The organism is Verrucomicrobiota bacterium (genome assembly GCA_016200005.1).
Lineage (GTDB): Bacteria > Verrucomicrobiota > Verrucomicrobiia > Limisphaerales > PALSA-1396 > PALSA-1396.
This window is the reverse complement of sequence record JACQFP010000086.1, coordinates 25,751-44,717: the sequence shown is the minus strand read 5'-3', so window position 1 is coordinate 44,717 and position 18,967 is coordinate 25,751. Positions and strand designations below refer to the sequence as shown.

Genomic DNA, 18,967 nt, shown 5'->3' with positions numbered 1-18,967 from the left:
TGGGACGTGTTCCAGTTCACGGCGCGGTCTGTAGGACCAGGCGTGTCGGGTTGTTCCAAAAGGTTTCTTCTGCTCTCAGCGTGGTGTCGGCATTTTTCCACGCGGTTTCAAATTCGGTCCTGACCGATTGGGCGGCGTCGTTTTTTCCCTGGGCCTTCAAACTTTGATACAACCCGAAAAGCGCGCGGCCTTTGCGGGGATTGCGTTCCAGATCGTCGCGGAAAACTTTTTCCGCCTTGATATAATCGCGATTCGCCAACAGCACGCTCCCCAGCGCCTCCCGGCTGTAAATATACCAGTCGGGCGGCTCGGTGTAGTTGAGGCTGTCCTCCACTTGGGCGGCCTGTTCGAGTAGTGCGATGGCGGATTGCGTGTCGCGGTGCGGGACGGCGATTTTCGCTCCGAGCAGCCCATCGGCAATTTTCAAAATGTCACTCACGCGGTTGAGCGGGCCATACATGGCCTCGGGGGGAATTGCGCTTTTGGCAGCGACCAAGGCCTGATGCTCCTTCTGGGCCTGTTCAAGTTTGCCGGTCGAGACGGCCGCCATGCCGCGCGCGAAATGCCACAAGGCTGTGGTGGTCTTCATTTCCGGAGCCGGCTCGGGTGATCTCAAGATGTCATTCCAACGGCCGAACATGACCAGGATCAGAGTCGGCGTCGGCATGAAACCTTCAAGCAACGGGATTTCCTTTACGTGCGGTCCGACATGGGCGGCGAGTTTGTCCGCCGCTCGCTTGGCGTCGGCAAAACGTCCCTGCAAGCCATGCGCGATGGCGAGGAAATGAAGATTGTGACTGTAATATAACATCGGATAAACGCCTTGCACGCCGCAAGTCTGGATGTATTCCTGATCGGCAGTCGCAGCGAACTCGTTGCGGCGCGCGGCGGCGGCATAGTCCCCGACACGCATGTAGATGTGCGCCGGCATGTGGACGAGGTGGCCTGCGGCGGGCGCCAACGATTCGAGTCGCTGCGCACAGGGCAGCGCGCGCTCCGGATGCGGTGAGGCTTCAACGGCGTGGATGTAGTAATGATTGGCGCCGAGGTGATCGGGTTCGCGTCGCAGCACAGATTCCAGCACAGCTACGATTTCCTCCGTGCCTTCCGCCGGTTTACCATCGGCGCTCCAAAGTTGCCAGGGTCGGAGGTCCATCGCGCTCTCAGCGTAGAGCGTGGCGGCGTCCAAGTCATCGGGATAACGCTTCGACACTTCACCCATGGCGTTTTTGAAATCAACCGCAAGCTTCTTCAGGTCCGCTTTGGGATCAATGGAATACCGTTTCGTCAACGCCTCGATGTAGGCCCGCTCATGCTCCGGCGCTTTGGCGGCGAGGGACAAGGCCTGTTGCGCGGCTTCGTAGGCCGCTTTCTCGCGCTCTGGATCGACATCGAGATTGATGTTCGGCCCCAGCGCCAACGCGATGCCCCACTGGGCCATCGCCAGGTCCGGATCGTATTCGGCGGCGCGTTTGAAGGAGCGGACAGCAGCCTCGTGATTGAACGCGAAGACCAGGGCCAGGCCTTGATCAAAATAGCGTAGCGCCGTTCCGCTTTTGGTCGAAACCGGATGATGCACCCTGCCAAGCCCGGGCAACAACCGGGCGGGTTTCGGGTGGGTGGTGACTTGCGCACTTGCGCCTGGCGCGGCAAATGTGAAACCAGCCAGGAGTGTAGTTATGAACAAATGAGTTGAAGTTTTCATATCTGGAATTCCTCGGTACAATGGAAACGCCTTCTTGTTACCAGCGATCGCAACTTTCTGTGCTTCGGCCCGTGCGAACAAAATCAATTCCCGTACTTGATCTGCGAAACGAATCCCGCTTTGTTCGGCCACGAGAAGGCAAAATCCGCCACGGTGCTCTCACATTCGCGGGCGGAGACGACTTCCGCATCCTTGAAAATAAAACCCGTTGCGTGAACAATACGAACGCTCTCCGGTTCGCCCGACACCGGATTCTTGATCGGTTCACAGGCAATGGTGAGGGCGTTGCCGACTTTGACACTGCTGTTCTTGCCGTTCAGGTGGAATCGAAAGGGCACGAACTGCGGCGGCAACCACTTGGTGATGACGGCCTTTAACACCTCGAAAGGCATGCCGCCATCGTGGGCCGTGGCGATTTTTTGCAGCGCGTCGCGTTGTTGAGGTGTCGCCTTCTCATCAATGAAGTAAACGCCGGTGCCGTTGCCTTTGTGCATTTCTTCCGGGGTATGAAGGGCGAAGGCCAGCGCCAGACCATTCAACAAGACGTCCCCGTAATTGCCGCGGTTGATCTTCCACGCTCCCAGGCCCTGGCAGAAGCCGCGCGCTGGCGGCGCTTCGAATTCGCACGGGCACCCATAGTCACAACTGCAGGCCTGAAGGTAATCAGCTTCAAACGACCATTTGACTTTGTTGTCTGATGTCATACCAATTTTCCTTTCTCTTCACCCATTGTGTTGACTGCTTCGCCCGGTCGCTTGGAGAGGCGACCAAGACTTCCCATGTCGGCCTGGGTTTTGGGTAGATGCCTTTAAAATTGCAACCACAAGTAAATCGGGTCAAACAAAAATTTTAAGCGAAGACGAGACAAGACGAAAACCGATCACCGCCTGCTGAAAATCATTTGGGCAATGGCCGGTTGCGGTATTTCTCGTAGAGCCGTGTGTGTCGATTTTCCAAACTGATTTCCTTGCCGGTAATCCACATCCGCTTCACGTTGGAGCGGATGTCCAGAATGTTTCCGTCGGCCACAAACAGCGTCGCCTCCTTGCCGACCTCAATCGAGCCGAGCCGGTCCGCGACCCCTAGCAACTGCGCGGGATAAAGCGTCATGCCTTTGAGCGCCTCAAGCTCCGGCAGCCCAAACGCGACAGCCTGCGCCGCAGCGTAAGGAATGTTCTTAACCAATGACGCATCGCCCGGCCCAACGCTGAACACGACTTTCACCCCGGCCTTGTGCAGAATTTCCGGTGTCCTGAATTGAATGTCGTAAGCATCTGTGTCCCGCGGTGGCAGGCCGAACACCTGATCGTAAACGACAGGAACTTTGTTGGTCGCCAGCAGGTCCGCCGCTTTCCAAGAGTCGCGTCCGCCGGCCAGAATCATTTTGTATTGGTTGGTCTGCGCCCAAAGAACGGCCGTTCTGATCTGGCGAATCTCATCCGCGTGGACCATCAACGGCAGTTCGCCGCGAACGTAGGGCCGCATCGCTTCCCAGGACGGACTCAAGCCCGGATCAACGACGCCATTCTTGCCGGCGGCCTGACGGGCCTTCTCATAAGCGCGCGCTTCGGCAAAGAAATCGTCCAGCCCTTTCAATTTCTTCTGTCGCTCCTTCCCCTGCTCCTCAACGGATTTCCATTTTGATTTGTCCTCCCATTCCTCCTTGGGACGCGTGTCCAGTTCCATCTGCGGCCAGAACAGATGCAACGCCACGGGCCTCTTGATTGTCATCTGCTCCCAAGTCCAGCCCTCCAAAACCACCAGACCGGATTGTCCGGCAACTATGCCGCCCTGCGGCACCGGCTGCGCGTAAGCGACGCCGTTGAACCGCGCCACCGGAATCAACTCCGAATCCGGATTGATGGCAGTCCATGACTGAACATCCGGTGTGAACTCACCGACTTCCGTCGTGTCCCGCGTCGCGCGAACCGCGCCGATTTCGACCAAACCCAGTGAGGTGTTCAACGCGATCAGACCGGGATAAAGATGCTGGCCATTCAAGTCCACAACCTTGACGCCGCCAACTACCAGCGACGCGCCGACCGCATCAATCTTGCCATCCTTGACGAGAACCTGACCGGGCGAAAGTGTCTTGCCCGTGACGGTATGAACGACGGCGTTGCTCAGAAGCAAAGCTTCCGCCTGAAGCGACGTGGCGCTCAACAGACCCGCGCCCACCACGCCGCAAATCGCAAATCGTAAATCGTAAATCGAAAACTTCATCGGCTGCCTCCTTCATCGAGGCAATGCCGCTCCTTCCCATCGTACTTGTGCTCAATCGCAACGCGGAAAAATGAATCATCGCCTTTGTCCCCGTCGCCGCCGCCAATTCCACCACCGCCGGAAAGCTTCGCCAACTTCTTCGCCTTCGCCAGCAAGTCAGTCCGCTCTTTTTCAAGCGCCGCCGTTCGTTGCGCATCAAGCGCGCGATCGAAATATTTTTTCCCATCAATCCACGTCTGCAAGACCACGCTGCGTGAATCTAGCGGCGGACCGGACCAGACCACGAAGTCCGCGTCCTTGCCCGGTTCAAGTGAACCGACGCGTTGATCGATATGGAGTTGTTTCGCGGGGTTGATCGTTACGAACTTGAGCGCCTCCTCCTCCGGTGTGTCGCCGTATTTCACAGCCTTGGCCGCTTCGGTGTTCAGTCGGCGCGCGAGGTCGGAGGAATCGGAGTTGAAGGACACCAGCACGCCACGATCACGCATCAGGCTGCCGTTGTAAGGAATGGCGTCATAGACCTCGAACTTGTAAGCCCACCAATCGGAGAACGTGGATGCGCCCGCGCCGTGTTTCGCGATTTCATCGGCGACCTTGTAGCCTTCAAGGACGTGTTGGAGCGTGCCGACCTTGACATTGAAACTTTCCATCGTCCGCAAGAACGCGAGGATTTCATCCTGCCGATACGAGTGGCAATGAATCCAACGCTTCCCCTGAATGATTTCGCCAATGGCTTCGAGTTCGAGGTCGCGGCGCGGTGGAACACTGCCATTCTTGTTGTCCATCTCCTTGAGGTACTGTTGCGCGGCAATGAAACGATTGGCCATGAACGTCGGCACGCCCATGCGCGTTTGCGGAAAGCGCGTGATGTTCTTGTCGCCCCAGTTGGATTGCTTGACGTTTTCGCCGAGGGCGAACTTGATTCCGGGCGGCGCGCCTTCAAACTTCAGCCCTTCCGGGCTGGCGCCGTCGCGCAGTTTGATGACCTGGTTTTGTCCGCCGATGGGATTAGCCGAACCGTGCAGCTCATTCGCCACTGTTACCCCACCAGCCAATTGCCAGTGAATGTTGTCCGTCTCCGAATTGATGACATCGCCGATTCGCACCATGGCCGAAGACGGGATGGTAGCTTCATTCACGTTGCCAAGAATCATGCTGTGGTTGTGGCAGTCGATCAGGCCGGGGGTGATGTGAAGACCGCGACCGTCCATCTCCAGCAGTGATGGAACGATGTCGGAGATCATCCTAATTCGCTCTTTCCCAATGGCCACAATCCTATCGCCCTTCATCGTGACATCTTCGTTCTCCAAACGCCCTTGCATTCCACACGTCCAGATTGTCGCGTTATGAATTGTGACTGCCGGTGGATTCGTAATCGACCCACGCCCCTCAAGAGGCGAGCGTGCCACGCGCTTCTTCTGAAGCTCCTTCAACTCGGTTACTTTCTTTTCCTTCTCGGCCTTGGCCTTGGCTTCTTTGTCTTTTTCCGTCGCATCCTCCTTCTTCGCTTCCTTCTCGCCTTCTTTGGTCGCTTGCGCGTGGTAGTTGCGCCCGTCAATCCACACCTCGCGGACTTTCGATTCGGGATCAAAATAACCCTTCCCGTCCACTACAGTCAGATTCGCCAGCTTGTTGGTTTCCACTGTGCCCAGCAGTTTTTCCAATCCGCACAGTTTTGCGGGAATGGTCGTCAACGCCGCCAGCGCGTCCGCTTCGGATAACCCGCGATCCAACGCCAGTCGCAGATTCTTTCGGAAATCTTTTTTCTCCTTGAGGCCGTAAGTCGTCAGCGCCACATCCAATCCCTGCTGCCGTAGCAGCGCGGGATTTTCCGCGGCCCAATCCCACGCGCGAAATTCGTCCAGCGAAACCTGTTCCCAATCGTCCTCGTCCGGCAGTTTCGGCAACTCGGGAAAATTCACCGGCACGATGAACGGCGCGCCCGTGCGCTTGGCCAGATCAGGCCGACGCCATTCCTGTCCGTTTGAGACCAGGACAAAATCCAGATTCAATTCGCCCGCGACCCGCGCCGCGCGGTCGGCCATCAACACGCTGCCCGGCTCGAACGCCACGCGCATTTTCTTTTCGCTGGCCGGTGTCAACGCTTCCAGCGCGGGATTGAACTCAGGACGCTTGCGACCCTCCGGCTTTTTCAGATAATCGGCGTGATCGAGGATGTAATGTTGCGTGTCGAAAAAACTTTGCCGCACCGCCGCGACGACGCCCATGAACGATTCGGGATACTCGCCCTCCTTGCGGTCATCAGTGTCGAAGGCGATGTGCTGGAAGACATCCGGCTTCATGATGGCGCGATTCGGTTCGGTGTCCGAGAGCGCCACGAACGCGCTGGTGCCGCGCAGAATTCCTTTTGCCGGCACAACGTTCGCGGTGGTGAAGCCAAGTTCGCGCATCGACTCAAGTGTCTTGGCGTCGGACGAATAGCTTTGCGCGACGCGACGTTCAGGCGTGAGCGTGGAGATTTGTGATCCCGGACCGCGGCTGCCCGGATCGGTTTCCTGGCCCGGCACGCCAAAGAATTTAATGCCGGAAGTCAGACCAATTGGCTCGGTCTTGCTGGTCGAGACCGGCGGATTGGTTGCCGTCGGCATCAAGTAAGGATCAATGAAGCCCGCGTAAATCGTCAGCCCTTTCATGTCCCAAATCCGCGCGTCCGGCGGCGCGACCACATCTTTGCCCACCCCTTGAATCAAGCCGTCGCGAATGACGATCGTGGCCGGATCGAAAACCTCACCCGGCTTAACCACAACTTTGCCGCCGACCAACGCATGAACACCAAGCGGCAGCGGACGAAACCCCGGCGGCAGCAGTTCAACGCCACGCAACGGAACGACTAAAGAGAAACAGTGAAGAATGAAAAGAAGAAATAGCAGCGTCCAGCGACTGAATGACTTGTCGTTCGTGATCATTAACTGCAACTGAGTATGCAAACTCGACGGGTTGAATACAAGCGGGAGGTTTGAAGTAACGCGTTCACGCGGCCCGAGTGTAAAACCGCCTGGAGGACGGAATTCCGAACGCGGTGGCGGCGCTCTGCTGGAAAGTTTTTCGTGCCTTCCGCGTCTTTCGCGGTTAATCATTCTGTCATGCGAGCACTCATTCTCGGCATCGACAGCGGCACGCAATCGACCAAGGTTTTGGTGGTGGATTCACGGGACGGCAAAGTGCTGGCGTCCGCCGCGCAGGCTTATGATTTGATTCCCGACCTGCCGCCCGGCGCCAAGGAACAACACCCGCACACCTGGCGTGACGCCACTGGCAGTGCCATTCGCTCCGCGATGCGACAGGCCAAGGCCATCGCCGTCGAAGTCAAGGCCATCGGCGTGAGCGGCCAGCAGCATGGGTTTGTTCCCCTCGACAAAAGCGGTGAAGTCATCCGTCCGGCCAAACTTTGGTGCGACACTTCCACCGCCGCGGAGTGCGAAGAAATCACGGAGAAGTTGGGCGGACTTAAGAAAACAATCAAAGCCTTGGGCAATGCAATGTTACCGGGTTACACCGCGCCGAAAATTCTCTGGCTAAAAAACAATGAGCCGAAAAATTATCGGCAACTCGCCACCGTCCTGTTGCCACATGACTATCTGAATTTCTGGCTCACCGGCGAGAAGGTAATGGAATACGGCGACGCCAGCGGCACGGCATTGCTTGACGTGCGCAAACGCAAATGGTCGGGCGCCGTCCTCGACGCGATCGATCGCGAACTCGCCGGCAAACTGCCATTTCTTATTTCCAGCGATCAACCCGCCGGGCGATTGCAGGCGTCAACCGCGAGACAACTCGATTTGAATCCGGATGTGCTGGTCAGCGCCGGTGGCGGTGACAACATGATGGGGGCCATCGGCACCGGCAACACACGCGAGGGCGTTATCACCGCCAGCTTCGGCACGAGCGGGACGATTTACGCCTGCGCGGAAAAACCGGTCATCGATCCGCAAGGCGAGGTCGGCGCGTTCTGTGATTCGACCAATCGCTGGCTGCCGTTGCTCTGCACGATGAACGTCACCGTCGCCACGGAACTGATGCGTAATTACATCGGCTGGACGCACGAAAAATTCTCCGCCGCGATTGACCGCGTGCCCATTGGCGCCGGCGGCCTGATGCTGTTGCCGTATCTGGAAGGGGAACGCACGCCGAATGTCCCGGATGGAACGGGCGTTTTGCTGGGAGTAAATCAAAAAAGCTGGAGCCCGGAGAATTTCGCGCGCGCGGCGATGGAAGGAGTGACGCTGGGAATGAATTACGGTCTGCGCCGGCTCGCGGAACTTGGGGTGAAGCCAACGCAAATTCGCGCCACCGGCGGCGGCGCGCAGTCCAAAACGTGGCGACAAATCATGGCGGATATTTTTGATGCGGAAGTCGTGACGTTGAAAGTGAGTGAAGGCGCGGCTTATGGCGCGGCATTGCAGGCGCTCTGGTGTTGGCGACGCCAGCAGGGCGCAAAAATCTCGATTCAAGAAATCACCGACCAGTTCGTGCAACTCAACCCGACGGAAACGGCACAACCGAACAAGAAGAACGTGGCGGTGTATCGCGAGCTGCAGGAAATCCAGGATGAATTGTCGAAGTCGCTGCGGGGCGTCTTTGCGAAGCATCGGAAATTTGTGCTGGATTAAACGTAGGACAGTGCTTCCAGCCTGTCTCACACCTCATTCAAAAACAGAGACAGGCGAGACGCGCACAAAGCTATGACAGGAAAATTGATGGCAGGAAAAGGGAGACAGGCAAGGATGCGCTGTCCTACGGTAATTGCTCCGCGCGATAAAAGCGCAACGGCTGATTGCTCGCTCCAGTATCCAGAAATCTCCAGATTCCATTCGTGGATTCGATCACGCCGATGGGAAGCCAGTTGGTCGCGGCCAGGTTCATGCTGGCGAGGACTTGGTAGCTGCGGCTCGTCTCACCCGCCATGCAGAGCTTGAACACGCGGTTCGTCCGGAAGCCGCCGGAGATGATCCAGTGCAACGGATACGCCGCCTGCGTTGTCATCCGCGTGCGCGGTGAACATGTATGCGCCCGGAAAGTCCAGCTCCACCGTGGGTGACAGCCCCGAAAGCTTTCGGGGTTTCCGCTGGCGATGGCGGCGCCGTCTAGCAGCATGGCCAGGTTGGTGACCACGCCATCCGCGTCCGCCGCCGTGGCGAGCAACTGGAACGGCACGCACACCGTCGGCGTGTCGCCGGCCGCCGCCGTGAACGCCAGGCTGGGCAACGCGTTGCTGCCGGCGATGAGCAGCAGGCTTGCGGGCGTGTAGGGGCGGTCCCCGTCCGCAGCGTTCCGCGACTTGATGCAACCTCATGAGTTCCCCGCATTCAAGCCGCTACGAGCGGGGATGGCTTGCGCTCCAGACGCTACTGCGCAACCTGGATTGGTCTCACGCGTTGCCGTTCGTGGACGCGGTCGCCAGGGTAGAGAATGACTTCCTCGCCCTCCTTCAAGCCATCGAGGATTTGCATCTCGCTGCCGCTGGTGCGCCCCACCTGCACGCGGCGTAACTCCGCCCGGCCACCGGCCAGCACAAACGCCGCCCAGTTCTGCCCGCGCCGGAACAGCGCCCCCGCGGGGGCTTTAAGCGCGCGGTCGGTTTCCCATACCACAATGCGCGCCTCCACCCGAAAGTTGTCGCCCAGATTGCGCCGCTGTTCGTACGGTGTGACGAAATCCACCACCACGTTTACGCGTTGTTCTTCGACGCCTAGCGCCGAGATTTTCAGGAACGCGGCCGGTTCAACCAACCTTACACGCGCCTCCAACGGTTGCCCCCCTCCCCATTGTTCCAGCTCCACCTTTGCGCCCGGCCCAATCGCGGCCCCATCACGGGAAAGAACTTCAATGATCGCTTCCAGATCCGCCGGATCGCCAACATCCACCAGCGGCGTTCCCGCCGCGACCACCCGTGTGCTCTCCTCGAACACGTGCAACACTCTCCCGCTCGTCGGCGACGTGACCTCCACCGGCGCGCGAACCCAATTCGTCGTCGCACCTTCGCCGGACGGGAACTCTCTCAATTCGGTCTCAGCCTGGCGCAACGCGCTTTCGGCGACCGTCAAATCCTTCGCTGCGGATGTCTCGCGCCATTGTGCGTTCTCCAGGTCCTGCTGTGAAACGGATTTGTCCGCAAATAGTTTCTCAATGCGGCGCAATTCATTCGCGGCGAACCGCTGTGCTTCACGCGCGCGGTCGAGGTTCGCCGCCGCGGTGTCGCGCCGCGCCTCGGCCAGCGCGCGATTGCGCGCGTCCAGCATCGCCGGTGCAACGGGATCAATCACGGCCAGCACGGTCTTGCCCGCTTCGATTTCCGCACCAGCCTTGAAGGGAATCCGCCGCAGATGACCCGTGACCGGCGCGGACACGACATAACGTTGCTTGATGCGGGTCTTGCCTTCCTCATTCACGGTGGCGCGCAGGGCGCCTTGTGTGACGCGCGCCGTTTCCACGGGAAGCGGCCGCGGCAAGAAGCCGATGACGATCAGCGCCAGCAGCAGCGCCGCGCCCAGCCAGGGCAACCAGCGTTTCGGGCGGCGGTGGTTGCGCCGGGCCGCTGTCGGAGCGGGACTTGGAGATGGGGTTGAGGTCATGAGCAATGCTGGACTTCCGTGAACCATCCGAACTACCGCAAGGTTTTGGTCTGCGCCGGTCCTCTGGCGCTTTTGAAACGCGGATCCTCCAATTGAAAGCGCCAGAGGACTGGCGCAGTCCAAGACGCTGGCGCGACAACATTAGCCCAATTGGGTCTGTGGCTCCAATGCGCAATTCCAAAATCGTGGCGGTCACCCATGATTGATCCGTTTGCTTTCTTCATTCAGGCGCTTTCAACGCGCTGATCAGATTGAGTTGCTTCAAACGCCGCAAAACCAACAGCGCCGAAATGGCCGAGGCCAGCGCCACGATCATTGTGGCGAAGGCGTAGTTGTGCAGCGTGAAAATCACCGGCAACCGCACCGTCTCCGTGTTCACCGCACTGACGATGCCTTTGGCGAAACCCGTGCCCAGCAGCAGCCCCAACGGCAACGCGATCAAGGCGAGGATGGCCAGTTCCGTGATCAGCACCGCGCCCACTTCGCGTTCGGAGAATCCGATCACCCGCAATGTGGCCAGTTCCCGCGCCCGCTCGGCCAGCGAGATGCGGGCGTTGTTGTACACCACTCCGAACGCGACGACGACCGCAAACGTAAGATAGATGCTTTGGATGAGGTTGATGCTGGCCGCCGTGGTCCGGCGGAAATTCTCGCGCAACGTTTCCTTGATGCCCACCCAACTGATGCGCGGAATCTCTTTCAACGCGTGCAAAAACTCCGCGCGCCGCGCCATGTCAATGGTGAAGCTCGCGCCGTTCATCACGTCACCCTCGCCCAGCAAGCGGTTCAACGCCCGCAGGTCCATGTGCGCCCCGATCCCGGTGAGGTCCTCGGACACGCCCAGCAGCGGCACGGTCCGCACGCGCCGGCGGCCTTCCAGGAATTCCACCGTGAGTTCGTCGCCGACCCGCGCATCCAGCACCTCGGCGAGCTTGGCGGAAACGATGAGTCCTTCCGGCGGCACCACGATCTCGTGATAATGCGCGTCAATCACGCGACTGTGCGCGGTGTCGGACGGCAACCCGCGAATGCCGATCTGCCGGCTGCGATGCCCGAAGCGAATCCGCGCCGCCGCGCCGCGGAACGGCTCGACGGTGAGGACGCCGGGCAGTTGCCGGAGCAGGTCGCGCACCTGCACGCCGGCCGGCTCGAACAAGCCCAGGTCCATGTCCTGCCGTTCGATCACGTCCCATTGGAAACCGAGGATCTCCGCCACGCTGTCGCGAAAGCAATTCGGCACGATCAAAATGCCCGTGGCCAGTGTCAATCCGGCCACGGTGAACAACGCCTGCGCCGGACGCCGCTCCAGGTTCCGCACAGCGATGCGGAACGATAGGGAGAACAAGTGACCGATGCCCGTTCGCTCGACCAGCGCCGGGCGGAAAGTTGCCGGCGGTTCGGGCCGCATGGCTTCCGCGGGCGGGAGTTTGGCCGCGCGCCGCACCGCACTGAACACGCCCAGCAACGCGGCGCCTGCGCCCACGGCGAGCGCCAGCACCACCGCCGAGCGGTCGAACCGGAAATACAAATCCGGGAAGCGAAAAAACATGTGATACATCGCCACGAGCCGATGGCCCAGCGCCACCCCGGCCAGCGTGCCAATCGCCGCGCCGCCCGCCACCATCACGAACGCAAACTTGAGGTAGTGCAGGACGATTTGCCGGTTCGCAAAACCAAACGCCTTGAGGATGGCTATCTGTTCGCGCTGCAAGGTCAGCAACCGCGACAACACCGCATTGGTCATGAACGCCGCCACACTCAGAAACACGAGCGGGAATCCAATGGACAGTGTTTGCAAGATGCGGATCTCGTCCGAGACGCGGATGTGCGACGGATGATCGGCCCGGCTGTACGCCCCACGCCCGCCGTAGGGTTCAAGCAGGCGATCCACTTCGGCGATCACCGGGCGCGGCAGGGCGCCGGGCGCAAGCTTGAGCGTGAGATAATTGAAAGCGCCGTAAAGGTCGAACGCGGTGGCGATTTCCTTATACGGCATCCAGAACGTGCCGTAGGTGCGGTTGTCCGGCAACGCCGCGCCGGGACGCGCTTCAAAAACGATTTCCGGCGAAAGCACAATCCCGGCGATGCGGAATTCTTTTCGCCGTCCGTTCAACAACATCGCCAGCTTGTCGCCCGGATGCAATTGGTTGGCCTCCGCGAACGCCTCGCTCACGAGCACTTCGCCGCGGCTGCCCGGTGGGAGCCAGCTTCCCTTGCGCAGGAACAGCCGGTTCAATTCCGGCGTGCCGAAATCCGGCAGCGAACGCACCTGGCCGCTGGCCGGTTCATCAAGGCCCTCCAGATCGAGGGTGACCTGCACGGAGATGCCGGCCTGGGCGGTGCCGACGCCGGGCACTTCCGCAAGGCGCGCGGCCAGCGCGTTGGGCGCGCGTTTCAAGTGCACGAACACTTCCGCGAACCGATGCGCCTCGTAATATTCCTGCCGCGTGCTTTCCAGCGAATAAATCAGGCTGCGCGCCATGATAAGCATGGCCAGTCCGCACGCCATGACCAGCGCAACCGCGACCACCTGGCCTTTCATTCGGTTCAGGTCGCGCAGCAGTTTGCGATCGAGGTTGGAGATCATCACCAGTTCAAGGTGCTTGGGGCGGCGCGTTTGGAATTGCGACGCTCGTTGAGCACGCGGCCATCTGATAAATTGATCACGCGGTCGGCCATGTCGGCCATGACGGCGTTGTGCGTGATGACGACAGTCAGCGTGCCCAGTTCGCGATTCACGCGCTCGATGGCTTCCAGCACGACGATGCCCGTGCGCACATCGAGTGCGCCGGTCGGTTCGTCGCAGAGCAAAACTTCCGGGCGCTTGGCGATGGCCCGGGCGATGGCTACGCGCTGCTGTTCGCCGCCGGAAAGTTGCGCGGGAAAATGATCAAGCCGTGCGCCGAGGTTCACCATGTTCAAGGCGTCTTCCGGTGGCATCGGATCACGCGCGATTTCAGTGATGAGCGCCACGTTCTCGCGCGCCGTGAGGCTGGGAATCAAATTGTAAAACTGGAAGATGAAACCCACCGAGTCTCGGCGGAAACGCGTGAGCGCTGTTTCGTCGGCGGTTGTGAGGTCGAAATCGTGATAGCGCAATTCGCCGGCGGTCGGGAGGTCCAATCCGCCGAGATTGTTCAGCAACGTCGTTTTGCCGCTGCCCGACGGGCCGAGCAGCACGACGAGTTCGCCTTCGTAAAGATCCAGGTCCACGCCCGCCAGCGCATGCACCTCCGCCTCGCCCATGCCATAAACCTTCGTCAGGCCGCGAACGTGAAAGACTTTTCGTCCGGTGCCGGTGACTGAGGACCTGGGATTGACAATTTCCGTCGTCAAGAGGTGGTGTTGATAGCAGTTGCGCGCGGAAGCAGCAAGCTTGCGGGTGACAGTCGTGGCGGGTCAAAATTGTGCGGTGACGGACAAACAAGGACGCGTGTCGTTACTTCAACCGTCCGAACAATTCCGTCATCGTGTCCACAATCTTCGGCGCGGCTTCGAGCTCCAAATAACTCGAGCGCGCCCGCCAGGTTTCGTAGCCGCCCAACTTGTGATGCTCCACCGTGGGCAAATAACCGTGGTAACCGTTGGCCAATTCGATGGTGAACATCGGCGGATTCTTCTGTTTCAGTTCAAGCCCGATTTCGACAAACACCTCACACGGGATGGCCGCGATGCGCAAATCGCCGATGCGCAACACTTGAAGAATCACTGGCACTTGCGGCGGATAGGAACTTATCAGCACCGTTTCACGTGCATAAATTTGTTCCAGCGTCTGCATTACGGGTGTCTTGGACTCGGCCATGATTTGTCTGGCGCGCTCCACCTCGTCTGTGGACGGCAGGCGGACGCCGAGCTGGATTTCTTTTTGGACCGCGCCGAGCGGCACCCAACCTTGATGCTGTATTGTTTTGTAAACGCGCCCTGCTTCATCGGCGACCTCCTTGGCCACCAGCCGCATCTGGCCGTAAGACGGTTGTTTGGGTTGTCCGCCACGAAAATTGATGTTGTTGATGTTGCCGCTCGTGCCATTGGACATCATCGCGACGAACGGCGGGTCCTGCCGGTCCGCGCCGAGCAATTGCTGCACGCGGTCGGCGAACATGCCGTAGTAATCCGCCGAGATGTGTCCCGCGCCAACTCCGCCGCAATAGTGCAACGAATAATTCGCCAGCAACGCCAGCGGATGCCCGTCCGCCGACTGGACTGAAACAATCGAGAGTTCGGGATCCGTCGGTCCGGCGGGTTCGAGCAGGTTGAGATCGCCGACGCCGGGATTCATCTTCACCTGATCGATTCCACCAAACGGATTCTTCAGCGCCGTGCCCGGTTTCATCTTCCAACGTCGATTGAAAACCTGGTCGGGCACTTTCCCGAAGCCCCAGCCGATCTTCGCCGGCGCGAGATTGTTGACGGCGCGCCGGACGCCGTCGGCGATTCGCGTCGCCAGAAATTTTTCGTATGCCTCGTCGGGGTCACTTTGGAACACCGAGGTGGAGGCAGGCGCAGAGTGCGTGTGCGTGGCGGACATCAAGATGTGGTCAGCAGGAATTCCGGTTTGTTGCTGAATCTTCTGTTTGGCCGCGTCGAAAATCTCACGCGGAATCATGCAACTATCCACCACGACGAGCGCGAGCCGCGTTTGACCGTCGTCGAGCGCGAGGCAACGGGCATGCAATTCGTCGTGGATGTGGCGCGCCGTGACGTTCTGCATACCGCCGTTGATGGAGAGACCCAGCGGGGGCGTGACGTTGCTGGTCGCGGCACCGGCGCGAAAGGCTGCCTTCCCGGCTGTCGCTGGACTGCTTTGGGCGGCGTCAACGACGCCCGAAGCGAGCAAAACGATCGCGCAGAATTTCGCCAGAAGCTTCGAACCGACAAGTTCAACCGTAGGGTTGCAGCACATATTGCTTGCCGAAGATAGTGGTAAATCCTGGGTTTCGACAGAAAATTGTTTGACGCGCTGCTTGCACCTTCGCTGCCACCCCGTCTTGAAGATAGAATGGTTTTGGTTGCGGCTACGCCGCGTCAGGTTAAACTGTGAAAGTATTCACCATGAAAAACCGTGAGTTCCAGTTGAACCGGCGCGCGTTCCTCGGCTACACGGCCGGCGGACTCGGCTGGCTCGCGCTTTCTCATTTGCTGGCGCTCGAAGGGCGCGCTGCTCCGGCCACCAAACTCATCCAGGCCGCGCACCCGCTAGCTCCCAAGCCGCCGCATTTTCCCGCCAAGGCCAAGGCCGTCATCTGCCTGTTCCAGCACGGCGGGCCGAGTCAGATGGACTTGTTCGATCCCAAACCGGAATTGAACAAGCGCGATGGACAGGATTATCCGGGCAAAGACCTGGAAATTCATTTCGACAAGCAGGCCGGCAAACTTTTGCAGTCGCCGTTCAAGTTTGCAAAGCACGGCCAGGCAGGAACGGAGTTTTCCGAACTGCTCCCGCGCGTCGCTGGCATCACCGATGAAATCACGCTGGTGCGTTCGATGGTCACGGATTCCGTCGATCACGAGTCCGCGCTGCGCATCATTCACAGCGGCAAATTTCAGGGAGGCAGGCCCACGTGGGGTTCGTGGGTCACTTACGGCTTGGGAACGGAGCGACAGGATTTGCCGGCTTACGTCGTGTTGTCTGACCCGGCGGGACTGCCGGTCGATGGCATTCGCAACTGGACGAGCGGCTGGCTGCCCGCGATTTATCAGGGCACACAAATCCGTTCATCCGGTTCGCCCATTTTTAATCTGTCCACGCCGGAAGACATCCCGGCGCCCGCGCGGGCGAACCAGCTCAACCTGCTGGAGAAACTAAACGCGTCGCATCTGCGCGATCACCCGGAGAATTCCGAATTGCAGGCGCGTATCAGCAATTACGAAATGGCCGCCCGGATGCAAACCTCGGTCAGCGACGCGCTGGACCTCACGCAGGAGTCCGCTGAAACCAGAAAACTCTACGGCCTCGACCACGCGAATTCCGCGACCGCCAATTACGCCAAGCGTTGTCTCATGGCGCGGCGGCTCGTCGAACAGGGCGTGCGTTTCGTGCAGATTTATTTGAGCGGCCAGCCGTGGGATACGCACGATAAAAATGCCGAAAAACTCAAAGACCTTTGCCTGATGACCGATCAACCGAGCGCCGCGCTCGTGCTCGATTTGAAACAGCGCGGCCTGCTGGATTCCACCATCGTCCTCTGGAGCGGCGAGTTTGGCCGGCTGCCCATTTCCCAGGGCAAGGACGGTCGCGACCACAATCGCCACGCGTTTTCACTCTGGCTGGCCGGCGGTGGTTTCAAGAAAGGATACGCGCACGGCGGCACGGACGATTTTGGTTACAAGTCCGTGCAGGACCCGGTGCGGGTTTACGATCTTCACGCGACGCTGCTTCAGGCGCTCGGTTTGAATCATTTGAAACTGACGCATCCGCACGAAGGTCGGGAAGACAGTCTGACCGACGCCGTCGTGAGCGAAGCGAAAGTCATCCCCGAACTTTTGGCGTAAATGTTCGGACGCGAACCCTTGCAAACCGATATTGGAAAACTCTCAACGCTTGTCCGCCGCGCGTAAAGTCATTGAAACTTTCCTCAATAATTCGAAATTACCGGACGCGAAGGGGTTATCGTAGGATTCAACGCGATCAATCGAAAGTGGATCCGTAAACAGGTTATTCAAGATCTGCAATTGCTTCAGAACTTTCTCTCTGTCGCTTGCGAGTTCCTGGGATTCCTTTGAAATTCTTTCGGCTTCGGAACGGTTCTTCTCTTTCGCGAGCCTGATCTCTTCGTCCATTTTTCTTAGCTTTTCTTGCAATTCGGAGTCAAGCACTTCCAACTCCTTCTTGGGTAGCTGAACATTAAAGAGTATGCGTTCAAGGAGACCATTGAGGACGTCCTTCTTTGCAACTCGCAACGTACGTTCAGCTTTTTGTTTATATGTCGAATAATCTTCATCGGACATCCATGCTGGTTTTCCGTCACCGAGGAATTTTTCCGCGTTCGCGTCAACGACCAAGTCCGGAATTCTTTTCAGTTCAGCCTTGTATGCTTTGTTCAGCAATTCGTCAGCAGTGTCTTTAGGGAGAACGTTCAGGTTTTGCTTCTTGACGTAGCTCAGTGGAGAGTCTTCACGTAGCGCCGCGTCATATAGTTGGGAGGCCAAACGCTGAATGAGCTTTGCCTGGCTCTTGGTCCATTCAGGCTGCTCTATTCCCTCGGGCTTGGTTTCCTGTAACTTTAGGACAGGGTTATCGTACCCCTCGCTGGCTCTTCTGCGAAGGAACTTCTCCTGTAATTCGACGCGCAACTCTTCCCATTTGCCAGAAGCATATTGCACTGGCTTCTTGATTCGAAGATACCTTGGAACTTCATCACCAGACCAAAAACTCTCCAAGCGTTTGCCAAAAGCTGCACGAAGACGCTCTGTCGAAGCTTTCCGCAGCACGTCCCACTCATCACCTGACAGGAAATTCGGCTTTTCGCGGTTAAGCCATTTATAGCAACTCAAATCCTCGATATCATCATGCACACTTTCATAAGGGTATTTCCCAAGGTTCGCAATTGCCTTGGTACGGATTTCAGCCCACTTCTCGTTGGACATGTAAAACGGAATCGACCGTCTTACAACCCGCTCGCTCCGGTATTCTGCGTCGGAGCTCCAAGAGTCGATGAGTGTCGACCTGAGTGAAAAGAAGGACAAAAAGAGCCAAATGGCAGGGCCAAGCAATGCAGCCCAAGCAAAGACAGATGTTGATCTTCCTCCCGTCTCCAATGCGTACGTTGCCTCTCCTTTGTTGTGGGTAACCTGAACTTGGCTCTTTGCAACTCCCTCCCCAGGTGTCTTGAAGACGATGCGAAACGAACCTTGCGGTGGCAACGTCGGGTAAATGAACTCCTCGCTCTGCGCGTTCTTGAAATGCTCAAACTGATCGGCCTGTGAATTCTTCGAGACTTCGTACGTCGTCAACTGAGGAGGCAACTTTACTTGAATTCTTTCAATCGGCCTCTTGCTTAGATTCTTCACCTCGATTTGTTGAACTGCTTCTTCCGACGCGCCGCCAAAGCGCAAAGGGATTTTTTCGGAAAGCGTGTATCTTAAATCGAATTTCTCGCTGTTGAGCCACCAGGCAAACAGTGCAACGATGATCCCCGCTACAACCGTGAAAAATAATGGGGTAAAGTTGAGAGAAAATGGCTTCATTTCTGATTTCTCACTCATGAATCTAGCTTGAGATCAAAACTATGGTTGTTACTGCCTGTTTGAGCGAATATCACGAAGACCTTTTTCCGGCCGGCGCTCATGCCGTCAGGGTTGTTACGGGCGGGGTGGACGTCAAGGTTTGATTTCGCTTGGAATCATCAATTTTGGAATCGAGAAGCGATCGTGACGCCAAGTCGCCAAAGTCACAGAGACGCAAAAAAGCTCTCCAGCTTTCCATGCCCTTGGGCATCTTGACGCC

The 18,967-nt window shown here is 58.4% G+C and carries 12 protein-coding genes; 2 read left to right on the top strand and 10 right to left on the bottom strand.

What is annotated here, in order from left to right; translation table 11 throughout:
• Positions 1-16: 16 nt before the first annotated feature.
• The 4 genes from HY298_27120 to HY298_27105 form a co-directional block, all read right to left on the bottom strand.
• Entirely contained in the window at positions 17-1,705 is a 1,689-nt protein-coding gene (locus HY298_27120; GenBank protein ID MBI3853914.1) for a hypothetical protein, read from the bottom strand.
• Between the two features lie 83 nt (positions 1,706-1,788).
• Complete coding sequence (locus tag HY298_27115) at positions 1,789-2,409, bottom strand: DUF1326 domain-containing protein (GenBank protein MBI3853913.1); 621 nt, start codon at positions 2,407-2,409, stop codon at positions 1,789-1,791.
• A 193-nt stretch (positions 2,410-2,602) separates the two neighbouring features.
• Positions 2,603-3,928, bottom strand: a complete 1,326-nt coding sequence (locus HY298_27110; protein MBI3853912.1) for an amidohydrolase family protein — start codon at positions 3,926-3,928, stop codon at positions 2,603-2,605.
• Positions 3,925-6,855 (bottom strand): amidohydrolase family protein, encoded by a 2,931-nt coding sequence (locus tag HY298_27105; GenBank protein ID MBI3853911.1) that lies wholly within the window; start codon positions 6,853-6,855, stop codon positions 3,925-3,927. The genes HY298_27110 and HY298_27105 overlap by 4 nt, the downstream gene beginning before the upstream one ends.
• A gap of 177 nt (positions 6,856-7,032) precedes the next feature.
• Between HY298_27105 and xylB the strand changes: the two genes are divergently transcribed.
• Positions 7,033-8,559 carry a xylulokinase gene (gene xylB, locus HY298_27100; GenBank protein MBI3853910.1) on the top strand — a complete coding sequence of 509 codons (1,527 nt, stop codon included), beginning with the start codon at positions 7,033-7,035 and terminating at the stop codon, positions 8,557-8,559.
• A 124-nt stretch (positions 8,560-8,683) separates the two neighbouring features.
• Here xylB and HY298_27095 read toward each other — a convergent pair whose 3' ends face one another.
• From HY298_27095 to HY298_27075, 5 genes are all read right to left on the bottom strand, one after another.
• The gene (locus HY298_27095) at positions 8,684-9,154 is read right to left on the bottom strand and encodes a hypothetical protein (GenBank protein MBI3853909.1); all 471 of its coding nucleotides are present in this window, start codon (positions 9,152-9,154) and stop codon (positions 8,684-8,686) included.
• A 140-nt stretch (positions 9,155-9,294) separates the two neighbouring features.
• On the bottom strand, positions 9,295-10,521 hold the full coding sequence (locus HY298_27090) for an efflux RND transporter periplasmic adaptor subunit (GenBank protein MBI3853908.1): 1,227 nt from the start codon (positions 10,519-10,521) through the stop codon (positions 9,295-9,297).
• 220 nt (positions 10,522-10,741) lie between these two features.
• Positions 10,742-13,108 (bottom strand): FtsX-like permease family protein, encoded by a 2,367-nt coding sequence (locus HY298_27085; GenBank protein MBI3853907.1) that lies wholly within the window; start codon positions 13,106-13,108, stop codon positions 10,742-10,744.
• The gene (locus HY298_27080; protein ID MBI3853906.1) at positions 13,108-13,767 is read right to left on the bottom strand and encodes an ABC transporter ATP-binding protein; all 660 of its coding nucleotides are present in this window, start codon (positions 13,765-13,767) and stop codon (positions 13,108-13,110) included. Before HY298_27080 ends, HY298_27085 begins: the two co-directional genes overlap by 1 nt.
• A 193-nt stretch (positions 13,768-13,960) precedes the next feature.
• Positions 13,961-15,424: a neutral/alkaline non-lysosomal ceramidase N-terminal domain-containing protein gene (locus HY298_27075; protein ID MBI3853905.1), complete on the bottom strand. Its 1,464-nt coding sequence runs from the start codon at positions 15,422-15,424 to the stop codon at positions 13,961-13,963.
• Between the two features lie 149 nt (positions 15,425-15,573).
• Here HY298_27075 and HY298_27070 point away from each other — a divergent pair, with 149 nt between their 5' ends.
• Positions 15,574-17,013: a DUF1501 domain-containing protein gene (locus HY298_27070; protein ID MBI3853904.1), complete on the top strand. Its 1,440-nt coding sequence runs from the start codon at positions 15,574-15,576 to the stop codon at positions 17,011-17,013.
• Positions 17,014-17,055: 42 nt separating this feature from the next.
• Here HY298_27070 and HY298_27065 read toward each other — a convergent pair whose 3' ends face one another.
• A complete protein-coding gene (locus tag HY298_27065; protein MBI3853903.1) occupies positions 17,056-18,726 on the bottom strand; it encodes a hypothetical protein in 1,671 nt (556 codons plus the stop codon).
• Between the last annotated feature and the right edge of the window lie 241 nt (positions 18,727-18,967).

What these genes read in the sequence shown, in the direction of transcription:
- HY298_27120 (MBI3853914.1), bottom strand. Translation starts at nt 1,705, where the DNA reads ATGAAAACTTCAACTCATTTGTTCATAACTACACTCCTGGCTGGTTTC.
- HY298_27115 (MBI3853913.1), bottom strand. Translation starts at nt 2,409, where the DNA reads ATGACATCAGACAACAAAGTCAAATGGTCGTTTGAAGCTGATTACCTT.
- HY298_27110 (MBI3853912.1), bottom strand. Translation starts at nt 3,928, where the DNA reads ATGAAGTTTTCGATTTACGATTTACGATTTGCGATTTGCGGCGTGGTG.
- HY298_27105 (MBI3853911.1), bottom strand. Translation starts at nt 6,855, where the DNA reads ATGATCACGAACGACAAGTCATTCAGTCGCTGGACGCTGCTATTTCTT.
- xylB (MBI3853910.1), top strand. Translation starts at nt 7,033, where the DNA reads ATGCGAGCACTCATTCTCGGCATCGACAGCGGCACGCAATCGACCAAG.
- HY298_27090 (MBI3853908.1), bottom strand. Translation starts at nt 10,521, where the DNA reads ATGACCTCAACCCCATCTCCAAGTCCCGCTCCGACAGCGGCCCGGCGC.
- HY298_27085 (MBI3853907.1), bottom strand. Translation starts at nt 13,108, where the DNA reads ATGATCTCCAACCTCGATCGCAAACTGCTGCGCGACCTGAACCGAATG.
- HY298_27080 (MBI3853906.1), bottom strand. Translation starts at nt 13,767, where the DNA reads ATGGGCGAGGCGGAGGTGCATGCGCTGGCGGGCGTGGACCTGGATCTT.
- HY298_27075 (MBI3853905.1), bottom strand. Translation starts at nt 15,424, where the DNA reads ATGTGCTGCAACCCTACGGTTGAACTTGTCGGTTCGAAGCTTCTGGCG.
- HY298_27070 (MBI3853904.1), top strand. Translation starts at nt 15,574, where the DNA reads ATGAAAAACCGTGAGTTCCAGTTGAACCGGCGCGCGTTCCTCGGCTAC.
- HY298_27065 (MBI3853903.1), bottom strand. Translation starts at nt 18,726, where the DNA reads ATGAGTGAGAAATCAGAAATGAAGCCATTTTCTCTCAACTTTACCCCA.